Below are 23,159 nucleotides of genomic sequence, written 5' to 3' on the forward strand. Positions count from 1 at the left end.
TGGTCACCCACCTCGATACGCCGCCCTCCTCAGACCGTCATCACCCAGATTCCAGCATAGCTCGCATGGAAACGTTGGCCGTCGAACCAAGACCAGCGGATCGGCCACGCCTTCGGCTTTGTGGGCGGCTTATTCGCTTCCAACTCGCCCTTAACCACGCTCAGTAAGCCCAATTCGCTCGAATGGGCACCTTCGTTCTGAGGGACTTCAATGCATCAATGCGAGAAGAGCACGGGAACCTGAAGATTATCCAGTATGCCCTGCGTGGCGCCTCCAAGGATGAACTCCCTCATCCGGGAATGGCCAAAAGCCCCCATGATCAGCAGGTCCGCGTCCAAGTCGCGCATATGCGCCTGCAGGACGTCCGCAACGGGCTGAGATGGTCCCCGTTTCCCGGACAGTCGGATAAGCTTGGTTCGCCCAGGAAGAAGGACGGACCCGATGACGGGAAAACGGAAACGGTATTCGGCGGAGTTCAAGGCGAAGGTGGCGCTGGAGGCGATCCGGGGCGAGCTGACGGTGTCGCAGCTTGTCGCGAAGCACGGGGTGCACCAGATGCTGATCAACGCCTGGAAAAAGCAGGCCATCGAGGGGATGTCCAGGGTGTTCTCCGCCAAGGCGGAGGTCGCCGAAGCCAGCCATCAGGGCGAGGTGGAAAAGCTGCACGCGATGATCGGCCAATTTCCCGCGCCCAGTAGTGCGCCGTGCCACACGCCTCCATCCCCACCAAGCGCGTCGGCAGGCCTTGAAAGAACTTCAGCACCTCGCCCCGTCGGAACTGCCGCCGGACCAGAACCTTCCCGTCGCCGTCGATGCCATGAACTTGGAAAACATTCTTCGCCAGATCCAGACCGATTGTCGTCACGCCCATGGTCGGCTCCTATGAGGTGGTTTCTTCGACGGTCAACGCTGTTCACCGGCATTTGGTGAAAGGGCCGTCCACCACATCATCTCACATGTCCCGTCCTCCTTCGCCCTCAAGCCAAGGGAATCACCAGAACGCCGGCCGCGCTACGGCTTTTCGAGGCTTCCTGTTGCTTCGCCGAAGTCGCTCGAACAGCCGGTGATGAGCACGGTGCGGGTCATGGGGGCCTTCCTTGTCGAGAGCGTCCGTTGCGAGGGCGCTCCATTGGTTGCGATAAGCCAGCCGTCCTTCGCGGCCGGGAGGGGGCATCACTGCCGGTCGGGAGTCGTCAACTCCGTCTCCGCCGTGTCAACCACAAAGACCGCAAGGAGCTTGGACGGCTGGCTGTCGCTGGCGTTGGCGCTGACGTTGTGGTGGTCGCCCGGCAGCTCGGTGAAATTCTCGCCGGCCTGGAAGGTCCTGACCGGGCCGCCGTTGATCTGGCTGCGCACCGCCCCCTCTAGCACGGTGGCGTAGATGAGCGCCGATTTCGCGTGGGTGTGGGACGGCGAGTAGCCGCCCGGGCCGTATTCGACCAGCACGCCCCGGATGCTCTTGCCGGGGACGTCCGGCAGCGCGTGCTCGTAGACCTGTGTGACCTTGGCGTTCCGGCTTCCCGGCAGGTCGGCCAGGGCGAAGGACGGCGGCAGTGCGGCGAAAGCAATGGCTGCGGCCAGGGCCGTGGTGGGGAGCAGGACGCGCGTCAGCGCGCCGGTACGGTGTGCCATGGTAATCCTCCGGATGGATGGGGTAGGGTCAGAGCTCCGGCGCCCGGCGGAGCCAATCGTCCAGGCCGATCCGGCCGAGGCGGGCCTCGCCGATCGGCACCAGGGACAGCTCCTCGACGCGGCCACCGAAGTAACGGGCCTCCGGGTCGCCGACCACTCCCCGGCCGTCGCCGACCGCCGCCATGTAGCGGCCGACGATCGCCGGGAACGGCGCGCGGTCCGGGCCGGCGATGTCGATGACGCCGTTGCGCGGCGCGCCGAGCGCCGTCTCGGCCAGGATGGCCGCCACGTCGTCGGCGGCGATCGGCTGGAAGAGACCGGTGGCCAGCCGCACCGTGTCGCCGTCCGCGTGGGCGGCGGCGATCGCCCCGAGGAATTCCATGAACTGGGTGGCCCGGACGATGGAGTGGGGAATGCCGGAGGCGGCGACCAGACGTTCCTGCTCCGCCTTGGCCCGGAAATAGCCGTTGTCGGGCATCCGGTCGGTGTTGACGATGGACAGGACGACATGGTGCCCGACGCCGGCGGCGGCCTCCGCCGCGAGCAGGTTGCGGCCGGACGTCTGAAAGAAGTCCATCACCGCCCGATCCTCGAAGGAGGGCGCGTTGGCGACGTCGATCACCACCGCGGCGCCGGCGAGGGCGTCGGTGAGGCCGGCGCCGGTGATGGTGTCGACCCCCGTGCTGGGCGACGCGGCAACCACCGCGTGGCCGCGGTCGCGCAGGAGAGCGGCGAGCTTGGAACCGATCAGACCGGTTCCGCCGATGACGACGATCTTCATGGGATGCACCTCGGATCGGGGGGCGGATGTCAGCCGGCGATGAAGAACAGGAGGTCGGGGTTCACCACGTCGGCGTGGGTCGTGCACATCCCGTGCGGGAAGCGCTCATAGACCTTGAGCGTGCCGGCCTTGAGCAGCTTGACCGACAGCAGCGCGGAATCGGCGATGGGCACGATCTGGTCGTCGTCGCCGTGCATGACCAGCGTCGGCACGTCGATGGCCGTGAGATCTTCGGTGAAGTCGGTCTCCGAGAAGGCCTTGATCCCGTCATACTGGGCCTTGGCGCCGCCCATCATGGCCTGCCGCCACCAGTTCTGGATCACGCCCGGCGACACCGCCGCACCGGGCCGGTTGAAGCCGTAGAAGGGGCCGCTCGGGATGTCGAGGTAGAACTGCGCCCGGTTCGCGGCGAGCTGGCGGCGGAAATCGTCGAACACCGCGATCGGCAGGCCGCCGGGGTTGGCCGCGGTCTTCACCATGATGGGGGGCACCGCCCCGATGAGGACGAGCTTGGCGACGCGCCCCCGGCCGTGGCGGGCGACGTAGCGGGTGGCTTCGCCGCCGCCGGTGGAATGGCCGATGTGGATGGCGTCGCGCAGGTCGAGATGCTCCACCACCGCCGCGGCATCGGCCGCGTAATGGTCCATGTCGTGACCCTCGCCGACATGGGCGGAACGCCCATGGCCGCGGCGGTCGTGGGCGATCACGCGATAGCCCTTGTCCGCGAAGAACAGCATCTGGCTGTCCCAATCGTCCGCGCTGAGCGGCCAGCCGTGGTGGAAGACGATGGGCTGCCCGCTGCGGGGACCCCAATCCTTGTAGAAGATCGAAACGCCGTCCTTGGTGGTGATGGTGCTCATGGTTGGACTCCGGTCGAGGGAGGAGGGGGGCGTCGCCCCCGGTGCGGTCTGAGCGGCCGCCGGTGGGATGGGCAGCGCCGCCAGCAGGGCGGCGCCCGATCCAAAGACCAGGAGCTTGCGGCGGACCGGGTCCGCTGGGTCTGGAAGGCGCGGTTCGGCACGAGGCGGGTTGGTCATCGGACGCTCCGTTGAACGCTGGAGGTTGACCGCAGGTTATCGCGCGTCGATGATGTCCAAAAGGACGTCATTCCCGGGATTCAGGGCATGACCCGTCACGTGCGTTTCCTGGTCCATCCGGGCTTCGTGCTGCTCGATCTCGGTGGGCCGCTCGATGCCTTCTCCTTCGCCAACCGGCTGTGCGGGGAGTGCTACCGGCTCTCCGTCGCGTCGGTGGCAGGCGGTCCGGTGCGCAGTTCCTGCGGGTTGGAGGTCATCACCGACCCCTTGCCGGAAGCCGGTGCCGACGGCCCGGCGGACACGCTCATCGTGGTCGGCGCGCCGGAACCGCCGGAAGGGCCGTCGGTGGAGGCGCTTGCGGCGGCCATCGCCGCGGCGGCGCCCCACACCCGGAGGATCGCCAGCGTCTGCACGGGGGCCTTCATCCTCGCCGCGAGCGGCATCCTCGACGGGCGGCCGGCGACCACCCACTGGTTCTACGCGCCGCGGCTCCAGGCGCGTTACCCGGAACTGCGGGTGGACGGCGACCGCATCCACACCTGCGACGGCGGAGTCTGGACGTCGGCGGGCTTGTCAGCGGGGATCGACATGACGCTCGCCCTGATCGAGGAGGATCTGGGCCAGGAAGCGGCGCGGTCGCTTGCCCGCATGCTCGTCGTCTATTACCGGCGCCCCGGCGGCCAGTACCAGTATTCCTCGCTGCTCGACTTCGATCCGGGATCCGACCGCATCCGCCGCACGCTGAGCTTCGCGCGGGAGAATCTGGCGGCGGATCTCTCGGTGGAGCGGCTGGCCGATGTGGCGCATCTCAGCGTGCGGCAGTTCGGACGCGCCTTCACCACCTCCACCGGCATGACGCCGGCCAAGGCCGTGGAGCGGATGCGGGTGGAGGCGGCGCGGACGATGGTGGAGGACGGCCGGCAGACCTTCGCGGAAATCGCCCGCCTCGTCGGTTTCATCGATCCGGACCGCATGTGCCAAAGCTTCCTGCGCGTTCTCGGCCACTCCCCGCAGGAGCTTCGGCGGCAGTTCCGGCAGGCGGCGCGGTGACGGGTCAGGGCAGGGAGGCGCCGGCCAGGGCCTCTGAGACGCGCCACAGCCGCTCGGCCAGCGCGTCTTCGGCGGCCCAGGGATGCACGCCGCGCCGCCCCGTCGCCGCGCTATAGACCGGGGCGACGTCACAATCCTCGCAATAGACCCCGCCGAGGCCGTCGAGCCGCGGGCTGGTCGCGCACCAGACGCTGGTGGCCGCTCCTTGCGCGACGGTCTTCATGCCGCGGGACGGGTCGATGCGCGGGCGCCCCTCCGCGTCCAGGGCGTCGAAACCGGCGATCTCCTCGGCGCTCAGGTGGCGGCTCAGCTCGGTGAGGATCTGTCCCGGATGCAGCGAGAAGGCGCGCACCCCGTGATTCCGGCCGCGGCGATCCAGGGCGACGGTGAACAGCGCGTTGGCCGTCTTGGACTGGCCGTAGGCGATCCACTTGTCATAGGGTCTCCGTTCAAAGTCGAGGTCGTCGAAGTCGACTCCGGCGATCTGGTGGCCACGCGACGAAACCGACACAACGCGCGCGCCGCCCGCCTCGCGTCCCGCCGCGAGCAGCGCCGGCCACAAGGCCAGGGTCAGCCGGAAATGGCCGAGATGATTCGTCGCGAACTGCCCCTCGCGCCCGTCGGCGTCGCGGTGAAGCGGCGTCGCCATGATGCCGGCGCTGTTGACGAGCATCGACAACAGCCGTCCGGACCCGCAAAAACGCCGGGCGAAGGCGGCGACCGAGGCGGCGTCCGTAAGGTCGAGCGCCTCCATCTCGACGCGGTCGAGGCCGGCCAGCGCCGCCGCCGCCCGGGCGCGATCCCGGGCCGGCACGATGACGGTCGCTCCGGCCTCGGCGAGCGCGCGCGTCGTCTCCAGCCCGATGCCGGAATAGCCGCCGGTGACGACCGCCACGCGCCCGCGGAGGTCGATGCCGTGGACAGCCTCGGCGGCGGTGGTGGCTGGGCCGAAGCCGGACCCGATGGGTGTCTGGTCGGGGGATATCATGGAGCTTCCTCGGGGGGTGTGGCGTCGGGAGCCGTTGTCGCCTATATGCGCGGGATGATCCATCCACCCCCGTCCGGAATTTTGTCGTGATCGTCCAAAACGCGCCCGCCGACGTGCTGTCGGACGTGCTTCGCCTGATGCAGGCCCAGACCCTGTGCTCCGCGCGCCTAGCCGCCAGGGGTGACTGGTCGATCCGCTTCCAGCCACCGAGCGCCATCAAGTTCAATGTGGTGACCGCGGGCACCTGCTGGATTCGGCCGGACGGCCCTGACGGGCCGGAAGCGCCCCGGCGCCTCGACGCCGGCGATTGCTTCGTGGTGGTGCGCGGCGGCTTCGTCCTGTCGAGCGCGCCGGACCTGTCCCCCGTCCCGGCCGCGGAGGTGTTCCAGGCGCCGGGCGGTGAGGCCCGCGTCAACGTGGGGGATGGGGCGCGCGGCGGCGATGGGGACGAGGTGCGGTTCCTCGGTGGCAGCGTGCGGTTCGACCGGTTGGACGGCGGTCTGCTGTTCGACCTGCTGCCGCGGCTGTTGATGATCCGCGGCGGCGCTCCGGGGGCCGCGCCGGTCGGTTGGCTGCTGGAGCAGCTCGATCGGGAATGGCGTGGCGGGACGGTGGGGTCCCAACTCGCCTGCAACGATCTGCTGCGCTTGATGTTCGTCCATGCCTTGCGGACGCATCTGAGCGAACAGCCGCCGCAGGGCGCCAACTGGCTGGCGGCCTGCCTGGATCCGTCGATCGGCCGAGCCCTGGGCGCCATCCATGGCGAACCCTGCCGCAATTGGACGCTTGCGGAACTGGCGGGCATCGCCGGGCGGTCGCGCTCCAGCTTCGCCGCCGCCTTTCGGGAGCGCGTGGGGGTTCCCCCGATCGATTACATGCTGCGCTGGCGCATGCGCCTCGCCGCGACGCGGCTGCGGCAAGGTCAGGAACCGGTCTCCGCCATCGCCGCCTCGCTCGGCTATCTGTCGGACAGCGCCTTCAGCGCCACGTTCCGGCGAATCATGGGGGTCTCGCCAGCGCGCTACCGGACGGGAGCGGACAGAACGGCCGCTTCGGATCTCGGTTCCCCGATCAGGAGCTGATCACCCGGCACATGCACGCTCCCGAGGCGGAAGGAGCGGGCCATTTCTTGCAGATAGGCGATGACGTCGTCGGTCTCCGAGCGTGAAAGGTTCAGGTTGGGCATCGGCGGGTGAGGAGAGCTCAGCCGTTGCCGCAGCCAGTTCGGACTGCGGTTCGGATTGCGCGCGATGCTGGACAAGGTCGGCACCGCGTCGGTGCCGCGCACGACACGGCTGTCCGCATTGCCGTCCAGGGAGCCAACTGGGAAGCCAAACCGGCGTGAAAAGCCGACGGTCGGCGTTCGCCGTCGACCGATGCCGAACACATCGAACCTTCCCGGCAACGGAAGCGCCGATGGCCATGCGCCGTTCGGTCCGAACGCTTGGTCGTCACCATCAAGTGGCAGTGCGGGCCGTGCATGCGTCTCTTCCAAGAGGAAGGGGGGTCTCTATGGCAGCACCATCGCAATGATCAAGCCGGGGCGAAAGCTGACGGAAGTCCCCAGGCTGGCGATGCAGGGTCAGGCTGTGCAAGGTCATGATACATTCTCTTGCGTGACTATGGGCTCAGGGTCGGCTCCGGAGAAGGCCGGCTGACGCGCCGGTACCGATCGGGATGGGATGGCGTTTCGTGCTTTAAGAAGCTGTTCGTGGACGTCACGCGCTGGCGGCTTGGGTGTCGAGCCGGCGCAGGCGTCGGGAGAGGATGGAGATGAAGGCGATCTGGACGAAGGCGACGACGAAATACTCCTTCGTCCGCTCGACAATGGTGTTCAATCGCCGGTAGCGGGTGATCCAGTTGAAGGAGCGTTCCACGACCCAGGCGATTTCGGTCGGGATGAACACGCCGTCGCGACCGCGGGCGATCGGCTGGATGCTGATGCCGAGCGCCGCTCTGGCCTTGGCCAGGCGCTCGCTGCGATAGCCGAGATCGCCAATCGCTGGTCCTTGGAACCCGCGTCCGGCGAGTTGGCGTAGCACCGGCACGATGCCCTTGGTGTCGTGCACGTTGGCGGACGTGGCGTCGATCGCCAGCGGGATCCCGTACTTCTCGACGGCGATGCTGATCTTCACCCCCGCGAATCTTCTTACCCCCGTCCACGCCGCGCGCGAAGCAACTCGGGGCCGAGGGGCAGGTGCGGCTGTCGATCACCACCGTACTCGGCTCCGCCGTGTCGCCGCAGGCCAAGCGCCACGTCCGGCGCAGCCGGTCGAGCAGCCGGCGCCACAGGCCGAGCCGGGTCCAGCGGGCAAACAGAGTGTACAACGTGCCGAACGGAATGCCGGTGAGCTGCCCGATGGCGCGCCATTGCATGCCGCAGAAGCATACGCACCAGATCGCCATAATCGCCTTGCGCAGCGCCGCTCCGGTGAGAGGCGCTTTGGGCCCGGTGCGGGCTGGACGGGTGCCGTCACTCGTCATCGCCGTCAGCTCGAGCAGCACCTCCTCGACAAAGGCATCGACATCCGAGAACGCGTCCCAGGAGGCTGGGGTGGTGCTTGAGGGACGAATGGCAGTGCCCATAGAATGCGAGTCCAAGCGGTGACATCGAGGGCGGCAGACCTACCAGATCACGCCCCTGCCGCAACACCCCTTACTCAGCTTAAAGTAGCATCCCAGCCAAAGCCGGATGGGACGCGCCCGCTGCGAACAAGTTCTTGGTTTGCGACGGTCTCGCGGTCCGCTCGCTTCGGATCAGAAGGCCGCACGGAACAGGTCCTGGAAATCTGGCTCGCTGGTGTGGCGCGGGTTCCAGCGGTTATAGTCGGCCGCATAGCTGCGCCGGGCCATCTCGTCCAGCCGGTCCTCGGTCACGCCCACATCGCGCAGGCGCGGTGGGATGCCGAGATCGGCGCACAGCGTCCGCAGGCCGTCTACGGCAGCCTCCGCGGCTTGGTCCTGGGGCAGGCCGGCGGTGTCCACCCCCAGGATCGCGGCGATCCGGGCCATGCGCTCCGGCTTGGCCGGCACGTTGAAGGCCGCCGCGTAGGGCAGGCAGACCGCGTTGGCTAAGCCGTGCGGGACGGGGAACAGGGCGCCGACCGACATCGCCATGCAATGCACGTTGCCGAGGCCGGTGACGCCGAAGGATATCGCTGCCAGCGCCGACCCGCACAGCATGTCCAGCGCTGCCGGAACATTCGTTCGCTCGGCGACGAAGGGGCGGATGCTTCCGGCGATCAGCGTCATCGCGTGCAGGTTCACAGCGTCGGAAAAGACCGTCGCCCGCTTGGACAGGTAGGATTCGAAGGCGTGCACGAAGGCGTCGATCCCCGCGTGGGCGGCGACGTGGGCCGGCATCGAGCCGACCGCGAGGGGATCGAGGATGGCGACCTGCGCCGGGCTGAAGGCCGCGTGGCGGATGGCCATCTTGGTCTTGCGCGCGGTGTCGGTGATGACGCAGGCGCCCGACACCTCCGACCCGGTGCCGGCGGTGGTCGGCACGGCTATCAGCGGCAGCGGGCGGATCGCGAACTTCTCGATCCCCTCATAGTCGGCGATCCGGCCGCCGTTGGTCATCAGGATGCCCACCGCCTTCGCCACGTCGATGGTGCTTCCCCCGCCGATGGCGAGAAGCGCCTGGGCGTCCTGCTCCCGGCAGCGTTCGAAGGCGGCCTGCACCGTCCGGTCGCCCGGCTCCGGTTCGATGCCGGTGAAGACGGACAGGGCGACGCCGTTGCCGGTCAGAAGCGCCTCGATCCGGCGGAAGATGACGCTGTCGGTCAGGGCCGGGTCCAGCAGGACGAACAGGCGCGCGGCGTTCCATTCGCGCAGGATGTCGGGAAGTTGTTCGTGCGCCTCGACGCCGAAGAGGATCTTCGTCGGACAGGAGAAGGAGGAAACGGGGAAGGCGGACATGGCGAAGGCCTCTTGATGCGGAAGGGCTCAGGGGCGGCGGGGCAGGGCGATGCGGGTGCAGATGTTCTTCACCTGCGTGTAGGAGAGCAGCGCGTCGAGACCCTTCTCGCGCCCGAAGCCGGACTTGCGGTACCCGCCGAAGGGAAGTTCCACGCCGCCCCCGGCGCCGTAGCAGTTGATGAAGATCTGTCCCGCCTTGACGGTGCGGGCCAGCCAGTTGGTCGCGCCGACGTCGCGGCCCCAGATGCCGGCCACAAGCCCGTAGTCGGTCGCGTTGGCGAGCGCCGCCGCCTCCTCGACCTCGTCGAAGGGGAGGATGGTCAGCACCGGGCCGAAGATTTCCTCCCGATGGACGCGCATCTCCGGACGCGCGCCGTCCAGCAGCGTCGGAGACACGAAATTCCCGCGACCGAGGTCGGCGCCGGGCAGGGGCGTCCCGCCGGTGATGACCTCCACTCCCTCGTCGCGGGCGATGCCGATGTAATCCAGCACCTTGCCTTGCTGGGCGCGGCTGACCAGCGGCCCAATGTCCGGATTTTGCAGGCCGGGGCCGACCTTCAGGCCGTGGCAGAGCGCCGCCAGCCGGTCGACCAGTTCGCGGTGCCGGGCGCGCTGCACCAGGACGCGCGACCCGGCCGAGCAGGTCTGGCCCGAGTTGGGAAAGGCCGCCTTCAGGAGCACCGGCAGCGCGTCGTCGAGGTCTGCGTCGGCCAGCACGATGTTCGGCGATTTGCCGCCCAGCTCCAGCAGCACCGGGACGATGTTCTCCGCCGCCGTGCGCATCACCTGGGTGCCGGTCGCGACCGACCCGGTGAAGACGACCAGATTGACGCCGGAGTGCACGGCGAGGGCGTAACCCGCCTCCTGCCCCAGACCCGGAACGACGTTCAGCACGCCGGGCGGCAGCCCCTCCTCATGGCAGATGCGGGTCAGCTCCAACACGCTGAGGCAGGCCAACTCGGCGGGCTTCAGGACCACCGTGTTGCCGGTCGCCAGCGCCGGTGCCAGCCCGCGGGAGGCGATCTGCAACGGGTAGTTCCACGGGACGATCTGCGCCGTCACGCCCAGCGGCTCGCGCACCGTGAAGTCGGCGTAGTCGGGGCCGAGCGGGATGGAGCTGCCCAGCACCTTGTCCGCGACGCCGGCGTAATACTCGAAGAAGCGCGCCGCGGCGACCGCGTCGGCCTGGGCCTGGGCCAGCGGCTTGCCGGTGTCCTGGCTTTCGATGCGGGCGAGGCGGTCCTGCTCCTCCAGGATGCGGCGGGCGATGGCGTGAAGGACGCGGCCGCGCTGCACCGGCACGCAATCGGCCCAGCCCGGCAGCGCCGCCTGCGCCGCCCGCACGGCCTCGTCGATGTCCGACGCGCCGCCGCGGGCGATGTGCGCGATGACGGCGCCGTCGGCGGGATCGAGGATCTCCAGCGTCTCGCGCGAATGGGCCGGGCGCCATTGGCCGTCGATGAAGCAGTCGTAGGAAGGCAGGGACATGGGGGGCATCCGAATCCGAGGTGGGGACAGGTGCCGCCGGTCAGGCGGCCGATTAGGAAGGGAGCCGCCAGTCAGGCGGCGTGGTGGGTGAGATCGCCGCCGAGATAGGCTTCGCGGATGCGGGGGTCGCGGCGCAGCGTGGCGGCGGCGCCCTCCAGAACGATCGACCCGCCTTCCAGCACATAGGCGCGGTCGGCGATGGCCAGCGCCTGGTTGGCCATCTGCTCGACGAGCAGAATGGTCATGCCGTCCCGGCGCAGACCGACGAGCGTCCGGAAGATGTCGGCGGTGATGATGGGCGCGAGCCCGAGCGAGGGTTCGTCGAGGATCAGCAGCTTGGGTTCCGTCATCAGAGCGCGGGCGATGGCGAGCATCTGCTGCTCGCCGCCGCTCAGCGTGCCGGCGATCTGGTCGCGCCGTTCCAGCAGCCGGGGGAACAGCGCGTAGAAACGGTCGATGTTGGCGGCGATCCGCTGCGGCTGGCCGCGCAGCAGATGCCCGCCGAGCAGCAGATTCTCATGGACCGTCTGGTCGGTGAAGATCTGCCGCCCTTCCGGGGCCATGGCGACGCCCAGCGCGACGCGCTGCGGGGTGCTCAGCCCGTCGATCGGCCGGCCGTCGAAGGTCACCCGTCCGGTTGCCGGGACGAGGCCAGTGATGCCGCGCAGCAGGCTGCTCTTTCCGGCGCCGTTGGCGCCGATCAGGGCAACGATCTCGCCGGCCCCGACCCGGATGGACACCCCGCGCAAGGCGCGGATCGGCCCGTAGGAGACGCTCAGGTCGGCGACGGTCAGCATGGGCGCTCCTCCTTGTCCGGGTTTGGCTCGTCCGGGGCCGGGCTGTCCTCGCGGCCCAGATAGGCTTCGATGACGCGCGGGTTGGTCTGGATGTCGCGGGGTGCGCCTTCGGCGATCACCACGCCCCGATCAAGGACGACGATCTCGTCGGAGATCCTCATTACCAGGCCCATGTCGTGCTCCACCATCAGCACCGCGACGCCGAGCTGGCCGATGCGCTTGATGAGTTGCCCAAGCTCGGCGGTCTCCCGCGGGTTCAGGCCGGCGGCAGGCTCGTCCAGCAGCAGCAGGACCGGGTCGCCGGCCAGCGCGCGGGCCAGTTCGACGCGGCGTTGCAGGCCATAGGGCAGGCTGCCGGCCAGCGCCCCGGCGTGCTCGCCCAGGCCTACGAAGTCTAGGACGGCCTTCGCCTTGGCGACGGCATCCTCCTCCCGTCCGGTCACGCTGATCCGCGCGTGGGCGCCGATCAGCACGTTGTCCATCACCGTCATGGAGCCGAACAGGCGCAGGTTCTGGAAGGTGCGGGCGATGCCGCGGGCGGCGCGGGCATGGGCCGTGCCGCGGGTGATGTCGTGGCCGGCCAGCCGGATGGTTCCGGAATCCGCGGAGATCACGCCGGTCAGGATGTTGATGAGGGTGCTCTTGCCGGCGCCGTTGGGACCGATCAGGGCGTGGATCCGGTGGGCGTGAAGCCGCAGCCCGACCTTGTCGGCGGTCACCACGCCGCCGAACGCCTTGCTGACGTCGGTCACTTCCAGCAGGGGACCGGCGGACGGTTCCGCCCGGCCGCGCTCCATCGCCGTCAGCGGGGGAGTCTCCACCCCATCCAGGACCGCCATCCGGCGGGGCAGGACGCGCGCGATCGCGCCGGCGACGCCCGTCGGCATCAGGTAGAGCGCGAACAGCAGCATCGCTCCGTAGATGAAGTGCTGCACCGACGGCCATTGCGCCAGGAACACCTCGGTCATCGTGAGGATCGCCGCACCCGCGATGGGGCCGTAGATGTTGCCGGCCCCGCCCAGCAGCACCAGCAGAAGGATGAAGACCGACAGGTGGAAGGTCACGAAGTCGGAATTGAAATACTGGTTCTGCTGCGCCACCAGCGCGCCGCCCAGCCCGCACAGCGCGGCGGCCAGCACGAAGGCGAGCGTCTTGTAGCGATAGACCGAGATGCCCGCGCACTCCGCGGCGATCTCGTCGCTTTGCAGAGCCAGCAAGGCACGTCCGAAGCGTCCGTTCAGCAGATGGGACAAGGCGAGATGGACCGCCACGCCCAGCACGATCACCAGGACAACCCAATGCTTGAGCGCGAAGGGTTCGTCGCCCAGCGTCAGCGGGGCGATGCCGTATATACCCTGCGCGCCGCCGAACAGGTCGGTCCATTCGGTCACCAGCTTCTCCACCACCAGCCCGAAGGCCAGCGTGACCAGGGCGAGGCTGGGTCCCTTCACCCGCAGCGACGGCAGGGCGATCAGCACACCCACCGCGGCGGCCACCAGCGGTGCGGCGGCCAGCGCCAGCGCCGGCGGAAGCTCCAGCCGGGTCGTCAGCAGGGCCACCGTGTAGGCCCCCGCCGCGAACAATCCGGCCTGCCCGAGCGACTTCTGCCCGGCATAGCCCGCCAGCACGTTCATGCCGGAGGCGCAGATGTAGTAAACGCCGGCCATGAAGGCGACGTAGAGGTAGAAATCGTTGCTCAGCGTCAGGGCGAGCGCCACCAGCGCCGCGCCGATGCCCAGGGCCGGGGCTGCCCGCAGCAGGGCGAAGCGGCGGGCCGCCGGCCGGAGTACGGAGGCCTGCATCATACCTTTTCCACCAGCTTCCGGCCGAACAGGCCGTTGGGCGCCATGGCCAGCACCAGAATGACCAGGAGAAAGACCATGATTTCCCGCCATTGCGCGCTCCACAGAGCCGTGAGGGACTCCACCAGACCGATCAGCAGGCCGCCGGCCATGCAGCCGCGCGGGTTGGTCAGGCCGCCGATGATCGCCGCGGAGAAGCCCTTCAGGGCGATGATGACCCCCATGAAGAGGGAGGCCGACAGGATCGGCGCGACCAGCACCCCGCTCAGCCCGGCCATCGCCGAGCTGGCGAGGAAGGCCATCGCCATGACGCGGGGCACGTCGATGCCCATCAGCGCGGCGGCGTCGCGGTTCAGCGCCACCGCCCGCATGCAGCGGCCAATGGCCGTGCGGCGCATGGCGAGGTCGAACGCCCCCAGGATCGCAAAGGCGAGGACCAGCACCACCAGCTCCTGCGAGCGGAAGCCGGCCTCGCCGACGCGGAACACATCGTCGCCGAAGGGGGCGGGCAGCATCCGCGCCCCCAGCCCCCACACCGACAGGGCGGCGCTTTGCAGGACGATGCCGAAGCCGATCGTGCTGACCACCCAGGACATGCCCGGCTTGCCGGCGAAGGGCCGGATCGCCGCCAGATACAGCGGCAGCCCCAGCACCCCCATCGCCAGCGCCGCGGCGACCGCCGCCAGCGCGTAGAGCCAGACATAGCCGACCGCGTCGGCGCCGAGCGCCGCGGTGAGCACCCCCACCGTTCCCAGACCGACGAAGGCGCCGACCGACACGAAGTCACCCTGCGCGAAGTTCAGCGTCCGCGTGGTGGTGTAGGTCAGGTTGAAGCCGAGGGCGATCAGGGCGTAGACGCTGCCCAGCGTCAGCCCACCGATGATGGCTTGCAGCATGGGTCACCCTCCGTGACGGTTCGCGGGCCGCGTCACTTCTTGAAGTCCGCCGGCTGAAGCCCGGCCAGCACCGGGTCGTTGAAATCGACGACCTTGCCGTCCTTCCAGCGCGACCAATGGTAGTCCGCCGCCGTCAGCCCCTCGTGCTGCGTGGTCGAGAAGGGCTTGTCGTAGGTCTTGACCATGCCGGCGACCGGCTTGTTCAGGGCCTCCAGCGCGGCGCGCACCGCCTCGCCCTTGGTGTCTCCGGCCTGCTCGGCCGCCGCGGCCCACAGCAGGACCGTGTCGTAGGCCTGCGAGGCCGCCCAGAACATTGAGGGGTTGGCCAGCTTCGGCCCGATCCGCGCGAACAGCGATTCCGCCTGCGCCGACTTGCGCTCGCTGGAGGTCGTCAGGAAGACCGGCCACTCCATCAGCTTCGGCCCGGCGACCTCGGGGAAGCCGCTGAAGGACGCCGCCCAGGTGGTGAAGACCTTGGGGAAATAGTCCAGCTTCTCCATGCTGCGCACGAGATGCCCCAGCGGCGCCGCCTGCGCCCAGACCACCAGCGTGTCTGCTCCCGCCGCCTTGGCCTTGGACAGCTGCGAGGTCATGTCGGTGTCGCGGGCGTCGAACTTCTCGATGGACACCGGCTTCATGTCGTGCAGCGCCGCGATCTGCTCCAGATCCTTCAGGCCCGCCTGCCCGTAGCCGGTCGTTTCCACGAAGAAGCCGACCGCCTTCGCCTCGGGGTTCTTCTTCACGTAGGCCAGCAGGGCGGCGGCCTGCTCGCGGTCCACCATGGAGACGCGGAACAGGTAGTTGCCGTTGGACGGCCCCTCGGTGATGGCCGTGCTCGACGCGCTGGAGACCAGCACCGGCATGCGCTTCTGGTTGGCGATGTGCTTCCAGGCCAGGGCGTTGCCGGAATTGGTCGGGCCGAAGACGACCGAAACCTTCTCGCGGTCGATCAGGTCGGTCATGTTCTGGATCGCCTTGGGCGGCTGGCCCAGGTCGTCGCGGACCAGGAACTCCAGAGGGCGGCCCAGCACGCCGCCGCGCTTGTTGATGTCCTCCACGGCGCCGCCGATGCCGAGCACGCCGATCTGCCCCGATTCCGCCGACGGCGAGCCGGAGATGTCGCCGTTGTAGGCGATCTTGATCGGGTCGGCTGCCTGGGCCTGAAGCGAAGCGGTCATGAGGACGGCGGCGGCGGCTCCCAGGAGCGCCGTGAGGCGCGGGCGCGCGGGCGCCGTGTTGTTGGACGCCGTGCCGGTGGACATTATCTTCTTCATGGGCGTTCCCCTCCATATTGGTTGTTCTGCCGGTTGCGGTTCGGCAGTTCGAGGTCGAGCAGGGCGGAACTCAGCGCCTTGCCGTGGGCGTCCAGGGCGAGCGAGCGGGTGACCCCGCCGCCGAGCGCCCCGGTCAGCACGAAGTTGAGCGCCCCCAGGGTCGGCAGCTCGTAGCGGGTCACCGTTCCGGTCACGATTCCCTGGAAATGCGCGGCGACGCTCTGGGCCGTCAGATGCTCCGCGAGGAACGGGTAGTCGGTCTCGTCCAGCGCGATGACCGAGATGTTGGAGATGTTGCCCTTGTCGCCGGAGCGGGCGTGCGCGATGTCCCGGAGTTTCACGGCTTAGGCCTCCAGCAGGGTGACCGTGGTGCGCACGGCGCTTTCCGGCAGCAGGGCGGACGCGACGGCGACGATCTCGCGCGCCGACTTCCAGGCGCCGCCGCCGCCCGCTGGACCGTTGGTGTAGAGCGTTTCGACCTCGTTCCCGATCCGGGCCGCCTCCTCCAGCGTGGCGGTCCGCCCCGCCACCCGCAGGCGGACCTCGTAGGGCGCGTGGCCGCGCGACAGCCGGTCGCCGTGCAGCGCGTCGAGGCCGATCAGGTCGAACTGCACCTCCTGGGTCCGCACGCCGGTCAGCGCCAGCCGCTCGCGCACGATGTCCAGCGCGAGCCGCCCGCGCTCGACCGCTCCCGGTCCGGCGTAGGAGATCTGCCCCTCGCCGATGCAGCTGTCGATGTAGCCGATGGACAGCTTCAGAAGCCCGGTCCGCGCGGTGCCGCGCCCGCCATGGACGCGCACCCGGTCCGGCCCGTCGCCTTCGACGCGGGCGGCGGAGAAGTCGGCGACTACGTCCGGCTGGTAATAGCGCGCCGGGTCGTGGATCTCGTAGAGAAGCTGTTCCTTCACGGTGGCCGGCGTGACGCAGCCGCCGGTGCCGGGCAGCTTGGTCAGCTCCAGGGTGCCGTCGGCGTGGATCTCGCCGATGGGAAAGCCCAGCCGGGCCAGTTCCGGCACGTCCTTGACACCGGGGTCCGCGAAATAGCCGCCGGTCACCTGCCCGGCGCACTCCAACAGATGTCCGGCCATGGTGCCGCGCCCCAGCGCGTCCCAATCGTCCATCCGCCAGCCGAATTCATGGACCATCGGACCGAGGAACAGGGCCGGGTCGGCGGCCCGTCCGGTGATGACCACGTCGGCGTCGGCGGCCAGCGCCTCGACGATGGGGCCGGTGCCGATGTAGGCGTTGGCCGAAATCACGCGGTCGCCGAGACCGCGCAGGGTGCCGCCGTCCTCCAGAGCGACGTCGAGCTGCCGCGCGACCGCCAGCACGTCGTCCCCGGTCACGGCGGCGATCCGCAGCCCACCCAGCCCCAGGGAGCGGGCGACGGTCCGCGTCGCCTCGGCGGCGCCGAGCGGGTTGGCCGCTCCCATGTTGGTGATCAGCCGCACCCCGTTGCGCCGGCAGGCGCCGAGCACGGCGGTCATGCGCACCGTCAGCAGCGGGTCGTAACCCCCGGCGGGGTCGCGTTGCCGCGCCTGCTGGGCCAGGGCGATCGTCCGCTCGGCAAGGCATTCGAAGACGAGGTAGTCGAGGCCGCCCCGTTCGGCGAGATCGATGGCCGGTTCGATGCGGTCGCCGGAATAGCCGGCGCCGGACCCGATCCTGATGCGGTGCATCGACGGTCCTCAGCGCGGCGAAGGGACGGCGTGGGACGCGGCGGCGCCCATGGCGGCTCGGGCGCCGCCGGTGATCGAAGCTGGCATGGTCTCCCCCCTGCGTTCTTATTCGTTCCGGTTCGGCCGCACCGGCGTGTCGCACCGGCGGGCGGCTGAATTCCGCTGTATGCAGATCATCCTTGCCGAGATTGTTCGCGCAAACAATTGAATTGATTCAATGCCAGTAATAGAGTTGAGCTATGGATCTCAGCCTCCGCCAGATACGCGCCTTCCTCGCCGCCGCGCAGACCCGCAGTTTCACGCGGGCGGCGGAGTCGCTGCATGTCGCCCAGCCTACCCTGACGGTGCAGATCCGGCGGCTGGAGGAGGCCCTGGCGGTCAAGCTGTTCGACCGCAACACCCGCTCTGTCGAGTTGACTCGCATCGGCAGCGAACTGCTGCCGGTGTTCCAGCGTATGGTCCACGACCTGGACGCCGTGGTGGTCGACACGCATGAGATCGCCGCCATGCGGCGCGGGGTGGTGCGCGTGGCGGCGCTGCCGACCATCGCGGCGGGGGTGCTGCCCGACGCCATCCAGTCCTTCCGTGAACGTCATCCCGGCGTGACCTTCGTTCTGAAGGACGTCATCGCCAGCCGCGTGCTCGGGCTCGTCCGGTCGGAGGAGGTGGACCTGGGGATCACCGGGGGCGAGGCGAAGGGGCAGGACATCGACACGGTGCTGGAGGTGCGCGACCGGATGCACATCGTCTTCCCGCAGGGCCATGCTGTCGGCGATCTTCCGCGGGTGACCATCGAGACGCTGGCCGAGGTGCCGCTGGTGCTGATGGACCCGGCGACCAGCGTCCGGGAGATCGTCGACGAGGCTTTCCTGTCCGCCGGACGGATCGCCAAGCCGGTTTGCGAGGCGACCTACATGATGACGGCCATCGCCATGGTGCGGGCGGGGCTGGGCTTGACGATTCTGCCGGGCTCCGCGCGCGAGATCGCCGCGGAGCCGGCGTTGCGCTCGCGCCCCATCGACATGCTCGGATTTTCTCGTCCCGTCAGGGTCATCCGCAAGACGGGGCGGTCGCTCCCGCCGCTGGCCGAAGTGTTCCTCGATCACCTCTGCTGTGTTCTGAACGATTGCAGGACGTTTCACCGGGAGGGATGAACGGAGCTTACCCCTAAAGCGCTGGATTTCCCGCATTGCAAGCGGGAATCCCGTGCTCCCTCTTGGCTTCCGTCGGTCCGGAGCCGGTGCGGCGCCGCGAGCGGAAGATGAATTGCGATCAGGAGCGAAGGATGATTTCCAAACGCTTTAATCCCGGCGTTCGTTCGTCACGCCGGAAAAAGCTCGGAGCGCTTCGGTCACATCATTCATGACCTGCGGGAAGAACGCAACGCGGCCGGCGAGCGGACCGTCGTTGATCGGCGTGGGGCGGGGGAGGGGACGCGGCACAGGAGGCGGCTTGCCGGGGTCCCGCTCGTCGGCTCGGGGGGGCTCGTAGAAATGCAGGGCGAGTTGGCCGTCGGGTTCGGCAGCGTAGGGGAGGCCGGGCTCGGTCCGACGTTCCGCGCCGGGAAGGACATATTGATCGCCTTGGGCGGTCCTTTCCGTCAGCGGCATCCAAGACACCCCCCTCACCGGTTGAAGCCTTGCTGAAACTATCAGGTTTCGCCCAATCCGCTCCAGCGAATATGGCGGTGTGTCGGCGGAGGGGCGAAGTGATCGACTTCGGTATCCTCGACGACAGGCCGTTCGTCGAGAATCGAATGCGTGCCCTCGATTCCGGAACTCGATACGGCCTCACGCCTGGTCAGGACACGGCTCAGCAGGTACGGATCTCGCAGGTCGTCGGTAAGCGCGTCAGCCGGGCAAGGGCTTGGTTGGCGGCCTCGGTGGTGGGCAGGGCAAACAGAGCGGTGATCTGAGCGTCGGTGAAGACGCGACGGCGCGGCATGGAGGAGCTGTCCCAGTTGGAGTATAGTCTGTTTTGGCTGATGGCGCCCTTAGCCGGAGCGCGGGTTTGACGGCCACCGCGCCGGGAGGGTTCAAGTGGGACAGCGCGCCGCGCTCTATTGTCAGGTCTCCACCACCGACCAGTCCTGTGCGCGCCAGGAGCGCGACCTGCTGGCCTTCGCCGCGCACTCCGGCTACAAGGTGATGGGCGTCTTTAAGGAGACCGGCTCGGGGGTGAAACTCGACCGCGTCGAACGCCGGAAGGTGATGGCGCTTGCCCAGGCCCGGCACATCGATGCCGTCCTAGTGACCGAATTGTCGCGCTGGGGCCGCGGTACATCCTCGCCTCTCTGTGCTAAAGGCACGGAAAACCGACTGCCGATCAGCGGGTTTCCGGAGGGGTGATCATCGTATAACGGTTCTGGAAACCGCCTCTAAGAAGCCGTCTCCAGAACACGCCAGCCGAGATCAGCGCAAGAACAATTATCGTTCCTCCATAGATTGTCGCCGTTTCCGCAAGGCCCAGTTGCGGAATAGCCAATCCCGCAAGAATGACCGGCAGGCTGAAGGCCAGATAGCTCTCGGTGTAGAAGGTCGAAAGCAGGCCGGCGCGATCATGGCTTTCCGCACGCGGCAGCAGTTCGCGGAAGGCGCCGGAAAATGAAGCGCCGAAGCCGACTCCCGCCAGAGCGACACCAGCGAACATCATAGTGACCGACGGCAACGACAATGCGCCGAGCGCCAGGGCCATGCCGAGGGAAAGTGCCATCGCTCCGGCGATCAACGCATGTTCGGCGGCAAACCGGCGCAGTCCCAGGACCGCCAGCGTGGCGCCGGCCATCAGCGTTGCCACGACCAGCGTCCCGGTGAGCGGCTCGTTCCGGCCCTCGGCAAGGCCGACCAGTGCGGGCATCAGCGAAAAGTTCAGTCCCCCCAGCGCCCAGCCCGCTATGTTCACGGGCGAGACATGGATGAAGCTGTGCCTTGCGGCCTTGGGCATGCGCAACTCGGGTAGCAGCGAGCGCAAGGCGCCCGGCCGACGCGAGGCGGTTTCGGGCATTCCGAACGCCAGCACGGCCTGGGCCGCGGACATAGTGAACAGGACGGCATAGACGAGCTGCGTCGGCGCCGGTGCCCAATGGACCAGGAAACCGGAGCCGAGCGCACCGAAGAACAGACCGATGAAGGCGGTGACGCTGTTCAGGAGCGGCCCCCGCCTGCGATCGACGTCCAGGATCGCCGCGCCGAGGGCGGTCGTAGCCATGCCTGTGCCGAAGCCCTGAACCATGCGCGCTAAGCCGAGCCCGAACGCGGAATGAGCGGTCATGAACAGCAGCATCGCGGCCATGTTGATCACAGCGGCGGTGAGGATGACCGGACGCCGTCCGACATGGTCGGACAGCGCGCCGACCGTCAGAAGTGCGGCGAGCAGGCTGAACGCATAGGCGGCGAAGATCAGCGTCAGCGCGCCGGGTCCCAGGCCGAACGCCGACTGGTAATGCTGGTAGAGCGGCGTGGGGGCCGCGGCGCTGGCAAGGAAGGTGGCGGCCGTCACCGCGCAAAAGGCCGTGATCGTGCGATTTGGCATCCGGAAGCGGCGCCGGGCAGGTGGCTCATTGACAAGGCAGGTCATTTCGATTTCCATTTCCCTGTGCGGCGGCCCGCACAAGGGCCGATGGCCGGAAAAATGCCTCGCAGGATCCGGCGCGAGAATGCGTGACGGACTCGAAAGCGTTGTGCGATACGCGCAAAACCGGAATCAGGACGCCCAGACCGGCGGCGTGCCGATCACTGTGCGGATGGCGCCGCTCACCACCCTGAATTTCGCGGAGGGTTGCGCCAGGGCGCGCAGCAGGTGGATGCCGGTGTCTGCCACGTTCCAGGGTTCGCCGTTGAGGGACAGGCGCAGGAGGGCGCCGGCACGAACGTCGGCCCCCACGACCCAATCCGGCAGAAAGCCGATCCCGATTCCGGACAGGGCCGCGCCTCGCATCGCCTCGAAATCGTCGCAGCGGAAGACCACGCCGGCATCCTGCCGATACCCCGCCGGATGGCCGAGCACGTCCGCCCAGCCGAGCAGATCCGCGCCATGCAGCTTGTCGATCAGCCGGTGACCGGCGAGCGAGGCGCTGTCGGCCGGCGCACCATTGCGCGACAGGTAGTCTGGCGAGGCGACGAGGAGCCTTTTCTGTACGGCGAGACGGGTGGCGATTAGCGTGCTGTCCGCCAGCTCTCCGATGCGGATCACGGCGTCGAGGCGCTCGAGGACCGGATCGGCCAGACGTTCGGTTAGATCGAGTTCGACGGTCAGCCGGGGATGGTCCCGCATCACCGCCTCCACCGCCGGGATCACGTAGCGCTTGCCGAAAGTCGGGAAGCAGGCGAGGCGGAAGACGCCGGTCACCGCCCCGTCGAAGGCGGCGATTTCCGCGTGGGTGTCAGCCAGATCGTCGAGAAGCCGCTGCGCGCGTTCGAAGAGCCGCTCGCCGGCATCGGTCATCGCCAACGCGCGTGTCGAGCGGACGAAGAGCGGGACGCCGACGCTGTGTTCCAGCGCGTCGATCTGCCGGGCGATGGCGGAGGGGGTGAGGCCGCGCCGCCGCGCTGCGTTGGAGAAGCTGCCGCCCCGCACCACGTCGACGAAGACCGTCAGGTGCTCTGCGAAGCGCGAATCGATCATCTTTGCGTTCCCGGCAAAAAGGTTTCGAGATCCGCCTGCATTCTCGCACCTGCGGAGGCTGCGTAAGGTCCATTCCACGAGCCGGGCGCTGCAGCCCGGCCGAAGCGAAATGGAGAGTACAATGAAAGTTCTGGATCGCATCCTATCGCAATCCGCCTATTCCGCCGAAATCGACGTGCCGCTGGATCAGGTGGACATCGAGGAATGGCTGTTCTCCCTGCCGGAGGCCGAGTATCTGCGCTGCTGCGCACCCGACCATATCGCCGCCGGTATCACCACGACCGACGACGGCCGCCGGATGTCGATCAATGTCGAGATGATCGGCACCGGGCTCGTGGTCCAGCATTATGTGGCCGAAGACGCCGGCCCGACCTATGTGCGGATGAATTCGATCTCGGATGTCTTCACGGCGAACGGCCGCACGCAGGTCAACGTCGTCTGGGAACTGATGGCCGAAGCCATCGAAAACGGCCGGACCCGCTACACGAACCGGGTGACCGCGCATCCCACCGATGCCTTCATGGACTTTCTGGAGGCGCATCAGCTGTCCTACGAAACCGCCGCCGCTGCTCGTCAGGCCGCTGGCGGCGACCACAACCGGCGCGAAACGCCCCTTTTCGCCGCCAGCATCGCGCGGCGCGCCAAGGCGCGGGCACTGGCGGCGGCGAAGTGAAAGCCGTGGTCTTCCAGGACTTCGGCCGGGCGGATGTTCTCCGCCTCGCCGAAGTGCCGGCCCCGGAGATCCGGCCGACGGATCTCCTGGTGCGGGCACGTGCCGCCGGGGTGAACCGGGCCGATCTTCTGCAGCGGCAGGGGGCCTATGGCACGGAGAATTTCGGCGACAGCCCGCTGCTCGGCCTCGAACTGGCAGGCGAGGTGATGGAAACCGGAGAGGAGGTGACGGGGTTTCGCCGCGGCGACTGGGTGATGGCAATCACCGGCGGCGGCGCTTATGCGGAGGTTGCGCGCGTCGATCAGGGGATGGCTGTTCGGATGCCCGAACATCTCGGCTTCATCGAGGCGGCGGCGGTGATGTTCCGGGCCACGCCGGACATGGAGCTATGTTGGAGATTGGGTGACGGGCCGATCAGGCGGCGTTCTGTGACGCGGCTTCAGTGACCTCGATACCGTCGCGGAATGTGACGCCGCGGATCACCTTGGGCAACAGGTTTTCGCCCTGGAGGCGGCGCC

Annotated in this window: 25 protein-coding genes and 3 pseudogenes; 8 read left to right on the forward strand and 20 right to left on the reverse strand. The window is 68.4% G+C overall.

The annotated features are described in order from the left end of the window. Positions 1-215: 215 nt before the first annotated feature. The gene (locus tag JJL56_RS33810; RefSeq protein WP_282188965.1) at positions 216-479 is read right to left on the reverse strand and encodes a universal stress protein; all 264 of its coding nucleotides are present in this window, start codon (positions 477-479) and stop codon (positions 216-218) included. Here JJL56_RS33810 and JJL56_RS30855 point away from each other — a divergent pair. Next, positions 442-681, forward strand: a pseudogene (locus JJL56_RS30855) (transposase); the annotation flags it as partial. The gene JJL56_RS33810 and the pseudogene JJL56_RS30855 sit on opposite strands and share 38 nt — an antisense overlap. Here JJL56_RS30855 and JJL56_RS30860 read toward each other — a convergent pair. The 4 genes and pseudogenes from JJL56_RS30860 to JJL56_RS30875 form a co-directional block, all read right to left on the reverse strand. After that, positions 680-871: pseudogene (locus JJL56_RS30860) on the reverse strand (IS110 family transposase); the annotation flags it as partial. The pseudogenes JJL56_RS30855 and JJL56_RS30860 overlap by 2 nt on opposite strands. A 302-nt stretch (positions 872-1,173) precedes the next feature. Next, complete coding sequence (locus JJL56_RS30865; protein WP_200487634.1) at positions 1,174-1,632, reverse strand: cupin domain-containing protein; 459 nt, start codon at positions 1,630-1,632, stop codon at positions 1,174-1,176. Positions 1,633-1,660: 28 nt separating this feature from the next. Further along, complete coding sequence (locus JJL56_RS30870; protein ID WP_200487635.1) at positions 1,661-2,413, reverse strand: SDR family oxidoreductase; 753 nt, start codon at positions 2,411-2,413, stop codon at positions 1,661-1,663. 29 nt (positions 2,414-2,442) lie between these two features. Beyond that, a complete protein-coding gene (locus tag JJL56_RS30875) occupies positions 2,443-3,273 on the reverse strand; it encodes an alpha/beta fold hydrolase (protein ID WP_200487636.1) in 831 nt (276 codons plus the stop codon). A gap of 264 nt (positions 3,274-3,537) precedes the next feature. Between JJL56_RS30875 and JJL56_RS30880 the strand changes: the two genes are divergently transcribed. Continuing rightward, a complete protein-coding gene (locus tag JJL56_RS30880) occupies positions 3,538-4,500 on the forward strand; it encodes a GlxA family transcriptional regulator (RefSeq protein ID WP_200487637.1) in 963 nt (320 codons plus the stop codon). 4 nt (positions 4,501-4,504) lie between these two features. On the opposite strand, the gene JJL56_RS30885 is transcribed toward JJL56_RS30880, so the two are convergent. Next, the gene (locus JJL56_RS30885) at positions 4,505-5,488 is read right to left on the reverse strand and encodes an oxidoreductase (protein ID WP_200487638.1); all 984 of its coding nucleotides are present in this window, start codon (positions 5,486-5,488) and stop codon (positions 4,505-4,507) included. A gap of 86 nt (positions 5,489-5,574) precedes the next feature. Here JJL56_RS30885 and JJL56_RS30890 point away from each other — a divergent pair, with 86 nt between their 5' ends. Next, positions 5,575-6,570, forward strand: a complete 996-nt coding sequence (locus JJL56_RS30890; RefSeq protein WP_200487639.1) for a cupin domain-containing protein — start codon at positions 5,575-5,577, stop codon at positions 6,568-6,570. On the opposite strand, the gene JJL56_RS30895 is transcribed toward JJL56_RS30890, so the two are convergent. From JJL56_RS30895 to JJL56_RS30940, 10 genes and pseudogenes are all read right to left on the reverse strand, one after another. Next, positions 6,510-6,875: a hypothetical protein gene (locus JJL56_RS30895; RefSeq protein WP_200487640.1), complete on the reverse strand. Its 366-nt coding sequence runs from the start codon at positions 6,873-6,875 to the stop codon at positions 6,510-6,512. The genes JJL56_RS30890 and JJL56_RS30895 overlap by 61 nt on opposite strands. Before the next feature lie 331 nt (positions 6,876-7,206). Beyond that, a pseudogene (locus JJL56_RS33815) lies at positions 7,207-7,686 on the reverse strand (transposase); the annotation flags it as partial. Between the two features lie 559 nt (positions 7,687-8,245). After that, positions 8,246-9,409 carry an iron-containing alcohol dehydrogenase gene (locus JJL56_RS30905; protein ID WP_200487641.1) on the reverse strand — a complete coding sequence of 388 codons (1,164 nt, stop codon included), beginning with the start codon at positions 9,407-9,409 and terminating at the stop codon, positions 8,246-8,248. Between the two features lie 27 nt (positions 9,410-9,436). Further along, positions 9,437-10,897, reverse strand: a complete 1,461-nt coding sequence (locus JJL56_RS30910; protein ID WP_200487642.1) for an aldehyde dehydrogenase family protein — start codon at positions 10,895-10,897, stop codon at positions 9,437-9,439. Positions 10,898-10,968: 71 nt separating this feature from the next. After that, positions 10,969-11,694, reverse strand: coding sequence for an ABC transporter ATP-binding protein (locus JJL56_RS30915; RefSeq protein WP_200487643.1), 726 nt, complete (start codon positions 11,692-11,694; stop codon positions 10,969-10,971). Then, positions 11,688-13,499 (reverse strand): branched-chain amino acid ABC transporter ATP-binding protein/permease, encoded by a 1,812-nt coding sequence (locus JJL56_RS30920; RefSeq protein ID WP_200487644.1) that lies wholly within the window; start codon positions 13,497-13,499, stop codon positions 11,688-11,690. Before JJL56_RS30920 ends, JJL56_RS30915 begins: the two co-directional genes overlap by 7 nt. Beyond that, positions 13,496-14,392, reverse strand: coding sequence for a branched-chain amino acid ABC transporter permease (locus JJL56_RS30925; RefSeq protein WP_200487645.1), 897 nt, complete (start codon positions 14,390-14,392; stop codon positions 13,496-13,498). The genes JJL56_RS30920 and JJL56_RS30925 overlap by 4 nt, the downstream gene beginning before the upstream one ends. Positions 14,393-14,424: 32 nt before the next feature. After that, the gene (locus JJL56_RS30930) at positions 14,425-15,666 is read right to left on the reverse strand and encodes an ABC transporter substrate-binding protein (protein WP_247891343.1); all 1,242 of its coding nucleotides are present in this window, start codon (positions 15,664-15,666) and stop codon (positions 14,425-14,427) included. After that, the gene (locus JJL56_RS30935) at positions 15,663-16,007 is read right to left on the reverse strand and encodes an AtuA-related protein (RefSeq protein WP_094304007.1); all 345 of its coding nucleotides are present in this window, start codon (positions 16,005-16,007) and stop codon (positions 15,663-15,665) included. Before JJL56_RS30935 ends, JJL56_RS30930 begins: the two co-directional genes overlap by 4 nt. Positions 16,008-16,010: 3 nt before the next feature. Further along, positions 16,011-17,345 carry an acyclic terpene utilization AtuA family protein gene (locus JJL56_RS30940; RefSeq protein WP_200487646.1) on the reverse strand — a complete coding sequence of 445 codons (1,335 nt, stop codon included), beginning with the start codon at positions 17,343-17,345 and terminating at the stop codon, positions 16,011-16,013. On the opposite strand from JJL56_RS30940, the gene JJL56_RS30945 reads away from it, so the two are divergent. Together JJL56_RS30945 and JJL56_RS30950 are read left to right on the forward strand one after the other, a co-directional pair. Next, on the forward strand, positions 17,335-17,553 hold the full coding sequence (locus JJL56_RS30945; protein WP_200487647.1) for a hypothetical protein: 219 nt from the start codon (positions 17,335-17,337) through the stop codon (positions 17,551-17,553). The genes JJL56_RS30940 and JJL56_RS30945 overlap by 11 nt on opposite strands. 31 nt (positions 17,554-17,584) lie before the next feature. Continuing rightward, complete coding sequence (locus JJL56_RS30950; RefSeq protein ID WP_200487648.1) at positions 17,585-18,499, forward strand: LysR family transcriptional regulator; 915 nt, start codon at positions 17,585-17,587, stop codon at positions 18,497-18,499. Between the two features lie 147 nt (positions 18,500-18,646). On the opposite strand, the gene JJL56_RS30955 is transcribed toward JJL56_RS30950, so the two are convergent. Both JJL56_RS30955 and JJL56_RS34155 read right to left on the reverse strand, forming a co-directional pair. Then, positions 18,647-18,955: a hypothetical protein gene (locus JJL56_RS30955; protein ID WP_200487649.1), complete on the reverse strand. Its 309-nt coding sequence runs from the start codon at positions 18,953-18,955 to the stop codon at positions 18,647-18,649. A 41-nt stretch (positions 18,956-18,996) separates the two neighbouring features. Continuing rightward, positions 18,997-19,179 carry a Fic/DOC family N-terminal domain-containing protein gene (locus JJL56_RS34155; RefSeq protein WP_425599159.1) on the reverse strand — a complete coding sequence of 61 codons (183 nt, stop codon included), beginning with the start codon at positions 19,177-19,179 and terminating at the stop codon, positions 18,997-18,999. A gap of 205 nt (positions 19,180-19,384) precedes the next feature. On the opposite strand from JJL56_RS34155, the gene JJL56_RS30965 reads away from it, so the two are divergent. Then, positions 19,385-19,693, forward strand: a complete 309-nt coding sequence (locus tag JJL56_RS30965) for a recombinase family protein (RefSeq protein WP_200487650.1) — start codon at positions 19,385-19,387, stop codon at positions 19,691-19,693. Here JJL56_RS30965 and JJL56_RS30970 read toward each other — a convergent pair. Then, positions 19,671-20,921, reverse strand: coding sequence for an MFS transporter (locus tag JJL56_RS30970; protein ID WP_200487651.1), 1,251 nt, complete (start codon positions 20,919-20,921; stop codon positions 19,671-19,673). The genes JJL56_RS30965 and JJL56_RS30970 overlap by 23 nt on opposite strands. A 126-nt stretch (positions 20,922-21,047) precedes the next feature. Next, positions 21,048-21,968 carry a LysR family transcriptional regulator gene (locus JJL56_RS30975; protein ID WP_200487652.1) on the reverse strand — a complete coding sequence of 307 codons (921 nt, stop codon included), beginning with the start codon at positions 21,966-21,968 and terminating at the stop codon, positions 21,048-21,050. Between the two features lie 175 nt (positions 21,969-22,143). Here JJL56_RS30975 and JJL56_RS30980 point away from each other — a divergent pair, with 175 nt between their 5' ends. Together JJL56_RS30980 and JJL56_RS30985 are read left to right on the forward strand one after the other, a co-directional pair. Continuing rightward, on the forward strand, positions 22,144-22,641 hold the full coding sequence (locus JJL56_RS30980) for a hypothetical protein (RefSeq protein WP_345772663.1): 498 nt from the start codon (positions 22,144-22,146) through the stop codon (positions 22,639-22,641). A gap of 5 nt (positions 22,642-22,646) precedes the next feature. Then, positions 22,647-23,087, forward strand: a complete 441-nt coding sequence (locus JJL56_RS30985) for an alcohol dehydrogenase catalytic domain-containing protein (protein ID WP_200487654.1) — start codon at positions 22,647-22,649, stop codon at positions 23,085-23,087. Positions 23,088-23,159: the final 72 nt, after the last annotated feature.

The sequence above is a fragment of the Azospirillum aestuarii genome (assembly GCF_016632405.1).
Lineage (GTDB): Bacteria > Pseudomonadota > Alphaproteobacteria > Azospirillales > Azospirillaceae > Azospirillum > Azospirillum aestuarii.

Excerpts from the sequence above, each read along its gene's own strand:
- JJL56_RS30865 (WP_200487634.1), bottom strand. The coding sequence starts at position 1,632 with ATGGCACACCGTACCGGCGCGCTGACGCGCGTCCTGCTCCCCACCACG.
- JJL56_RS30870 (WP_200487635.1), bottom strand. The coding sequence starts at position 2,413 with ATGAAGATCGTCGTCATCGGCGGAACCGGTCTGATCGGTTCCAAGCTC.
- JJL56_RS30875 (WP_200487636.1), bottom strand. The coding sequence starts at position 3,273 with ATGAGCACCATCACCACCAAGGACGGCGTTTCGATCTTCTACAAGGAT.
- JJL56_RS30880 (WP_200487637.1), top strand. The coding sequence starts at position 3,538 with ATGACCCGTCACGTGCGTTTCCTGGTCCATCCGGGCTTCGTGCTGCTC.
- JJL56_RS30885 (WP_200487638.1), bottom strand. The coding sequence starts at position 5,488 with ATGATATCCCCCGACCAGACACCCATCGGGTCCGGCTTCGGCCCAGCC.
- JJL56_RS30905 (WP_200487641.1), bottom strand. The coding sequence starts at position 9,409 with ATGTCCGCCTTCCCCGTTTCCTCCTTCTCCTGTCCGACGAAGATCCTC.
- JJL56_RS30910 (WP_200487642.1), bottom strand. The coding sequence starts at position 10,897 with ATGTCCCTGCCTTCCTACGACTGCTTCATCGACGGCCAATGGCGCCCG.
- JJL56_RS30915 (WP_200487643.1), bottom strand. The coding sequence starts at position 11,694 with ATGCTGACCGTCGCCGACCTGAGCGTCTCCTACGGGCCGATCCGCGCC.
- JJL56_RS30920 (WP_200487644.1), bottom strand. The coding sequence starts at position 13,499 with ATGATGCAGGCCTCCGTACTCCGGCCGGCGGCCCGCCGCTTCGCCCTG.
- JJL56_RS30925 (WP_200487645.1), bottom strand. The coding sequence starts at position 14,392 with ATGCTGCAAGCCATCATCGGTGGGCTGACGCTGGGCAGCGTCTACGCC.
- JJL56_RS30930 (WP_247891343.1), bottom strand. The coding sequence starts at position 15,666 with ATGAAGAAGATAATGTCCACCGGCACGGCGTCCAACAACACGGCGCCC.
- JJL56_RS30945 (WP_200487647.1), top strand. The coding sequence starts at position 17,335 with ATGCGGTGCATCGACGGTCCTCAGCGCGGCGAAGGGACGGCGTGGGAC.
- JJL56_RS30940 (WP_200487646.1), bottom strand. The coding sequence starts at position 17,345 with ATGCACCGCATCAGGATCGGGTCCGGCGCCGGCTATTCCGGCGACCGC.
- JJL56_RS30950 (WP_200487648.1), top strand. The coding sequence starts at position 17,585 with ATGGATCTCAGCCTCCGCCAGATACGCGCCTTCCTCGCCGCCGCGCAG.
- JJL56_RS30955 (WP_200487649.1), bottom strand. The coding sequence starts at position 18,955 with ATGCCGCTGACGGAAAGGACCGCCCAAGGCGATCAATATGTCCTTCCC.
- JJL56_RS30970 (WP_200487651.1), bottom strand. The coding sequence starts at position 20,921 with ATGACCTGCCTTGTCAATGAGCCACCTGCCCGGCGCCGCTTCCGGATG.
- JJL56_RS30975 (WP_200487652.1), bottom strand. The coding sequence starts at position 21,968 with ATGATCGATTCGCGCTTCGCAGAGCACCTGACGGTCTTCGTCGACGTG.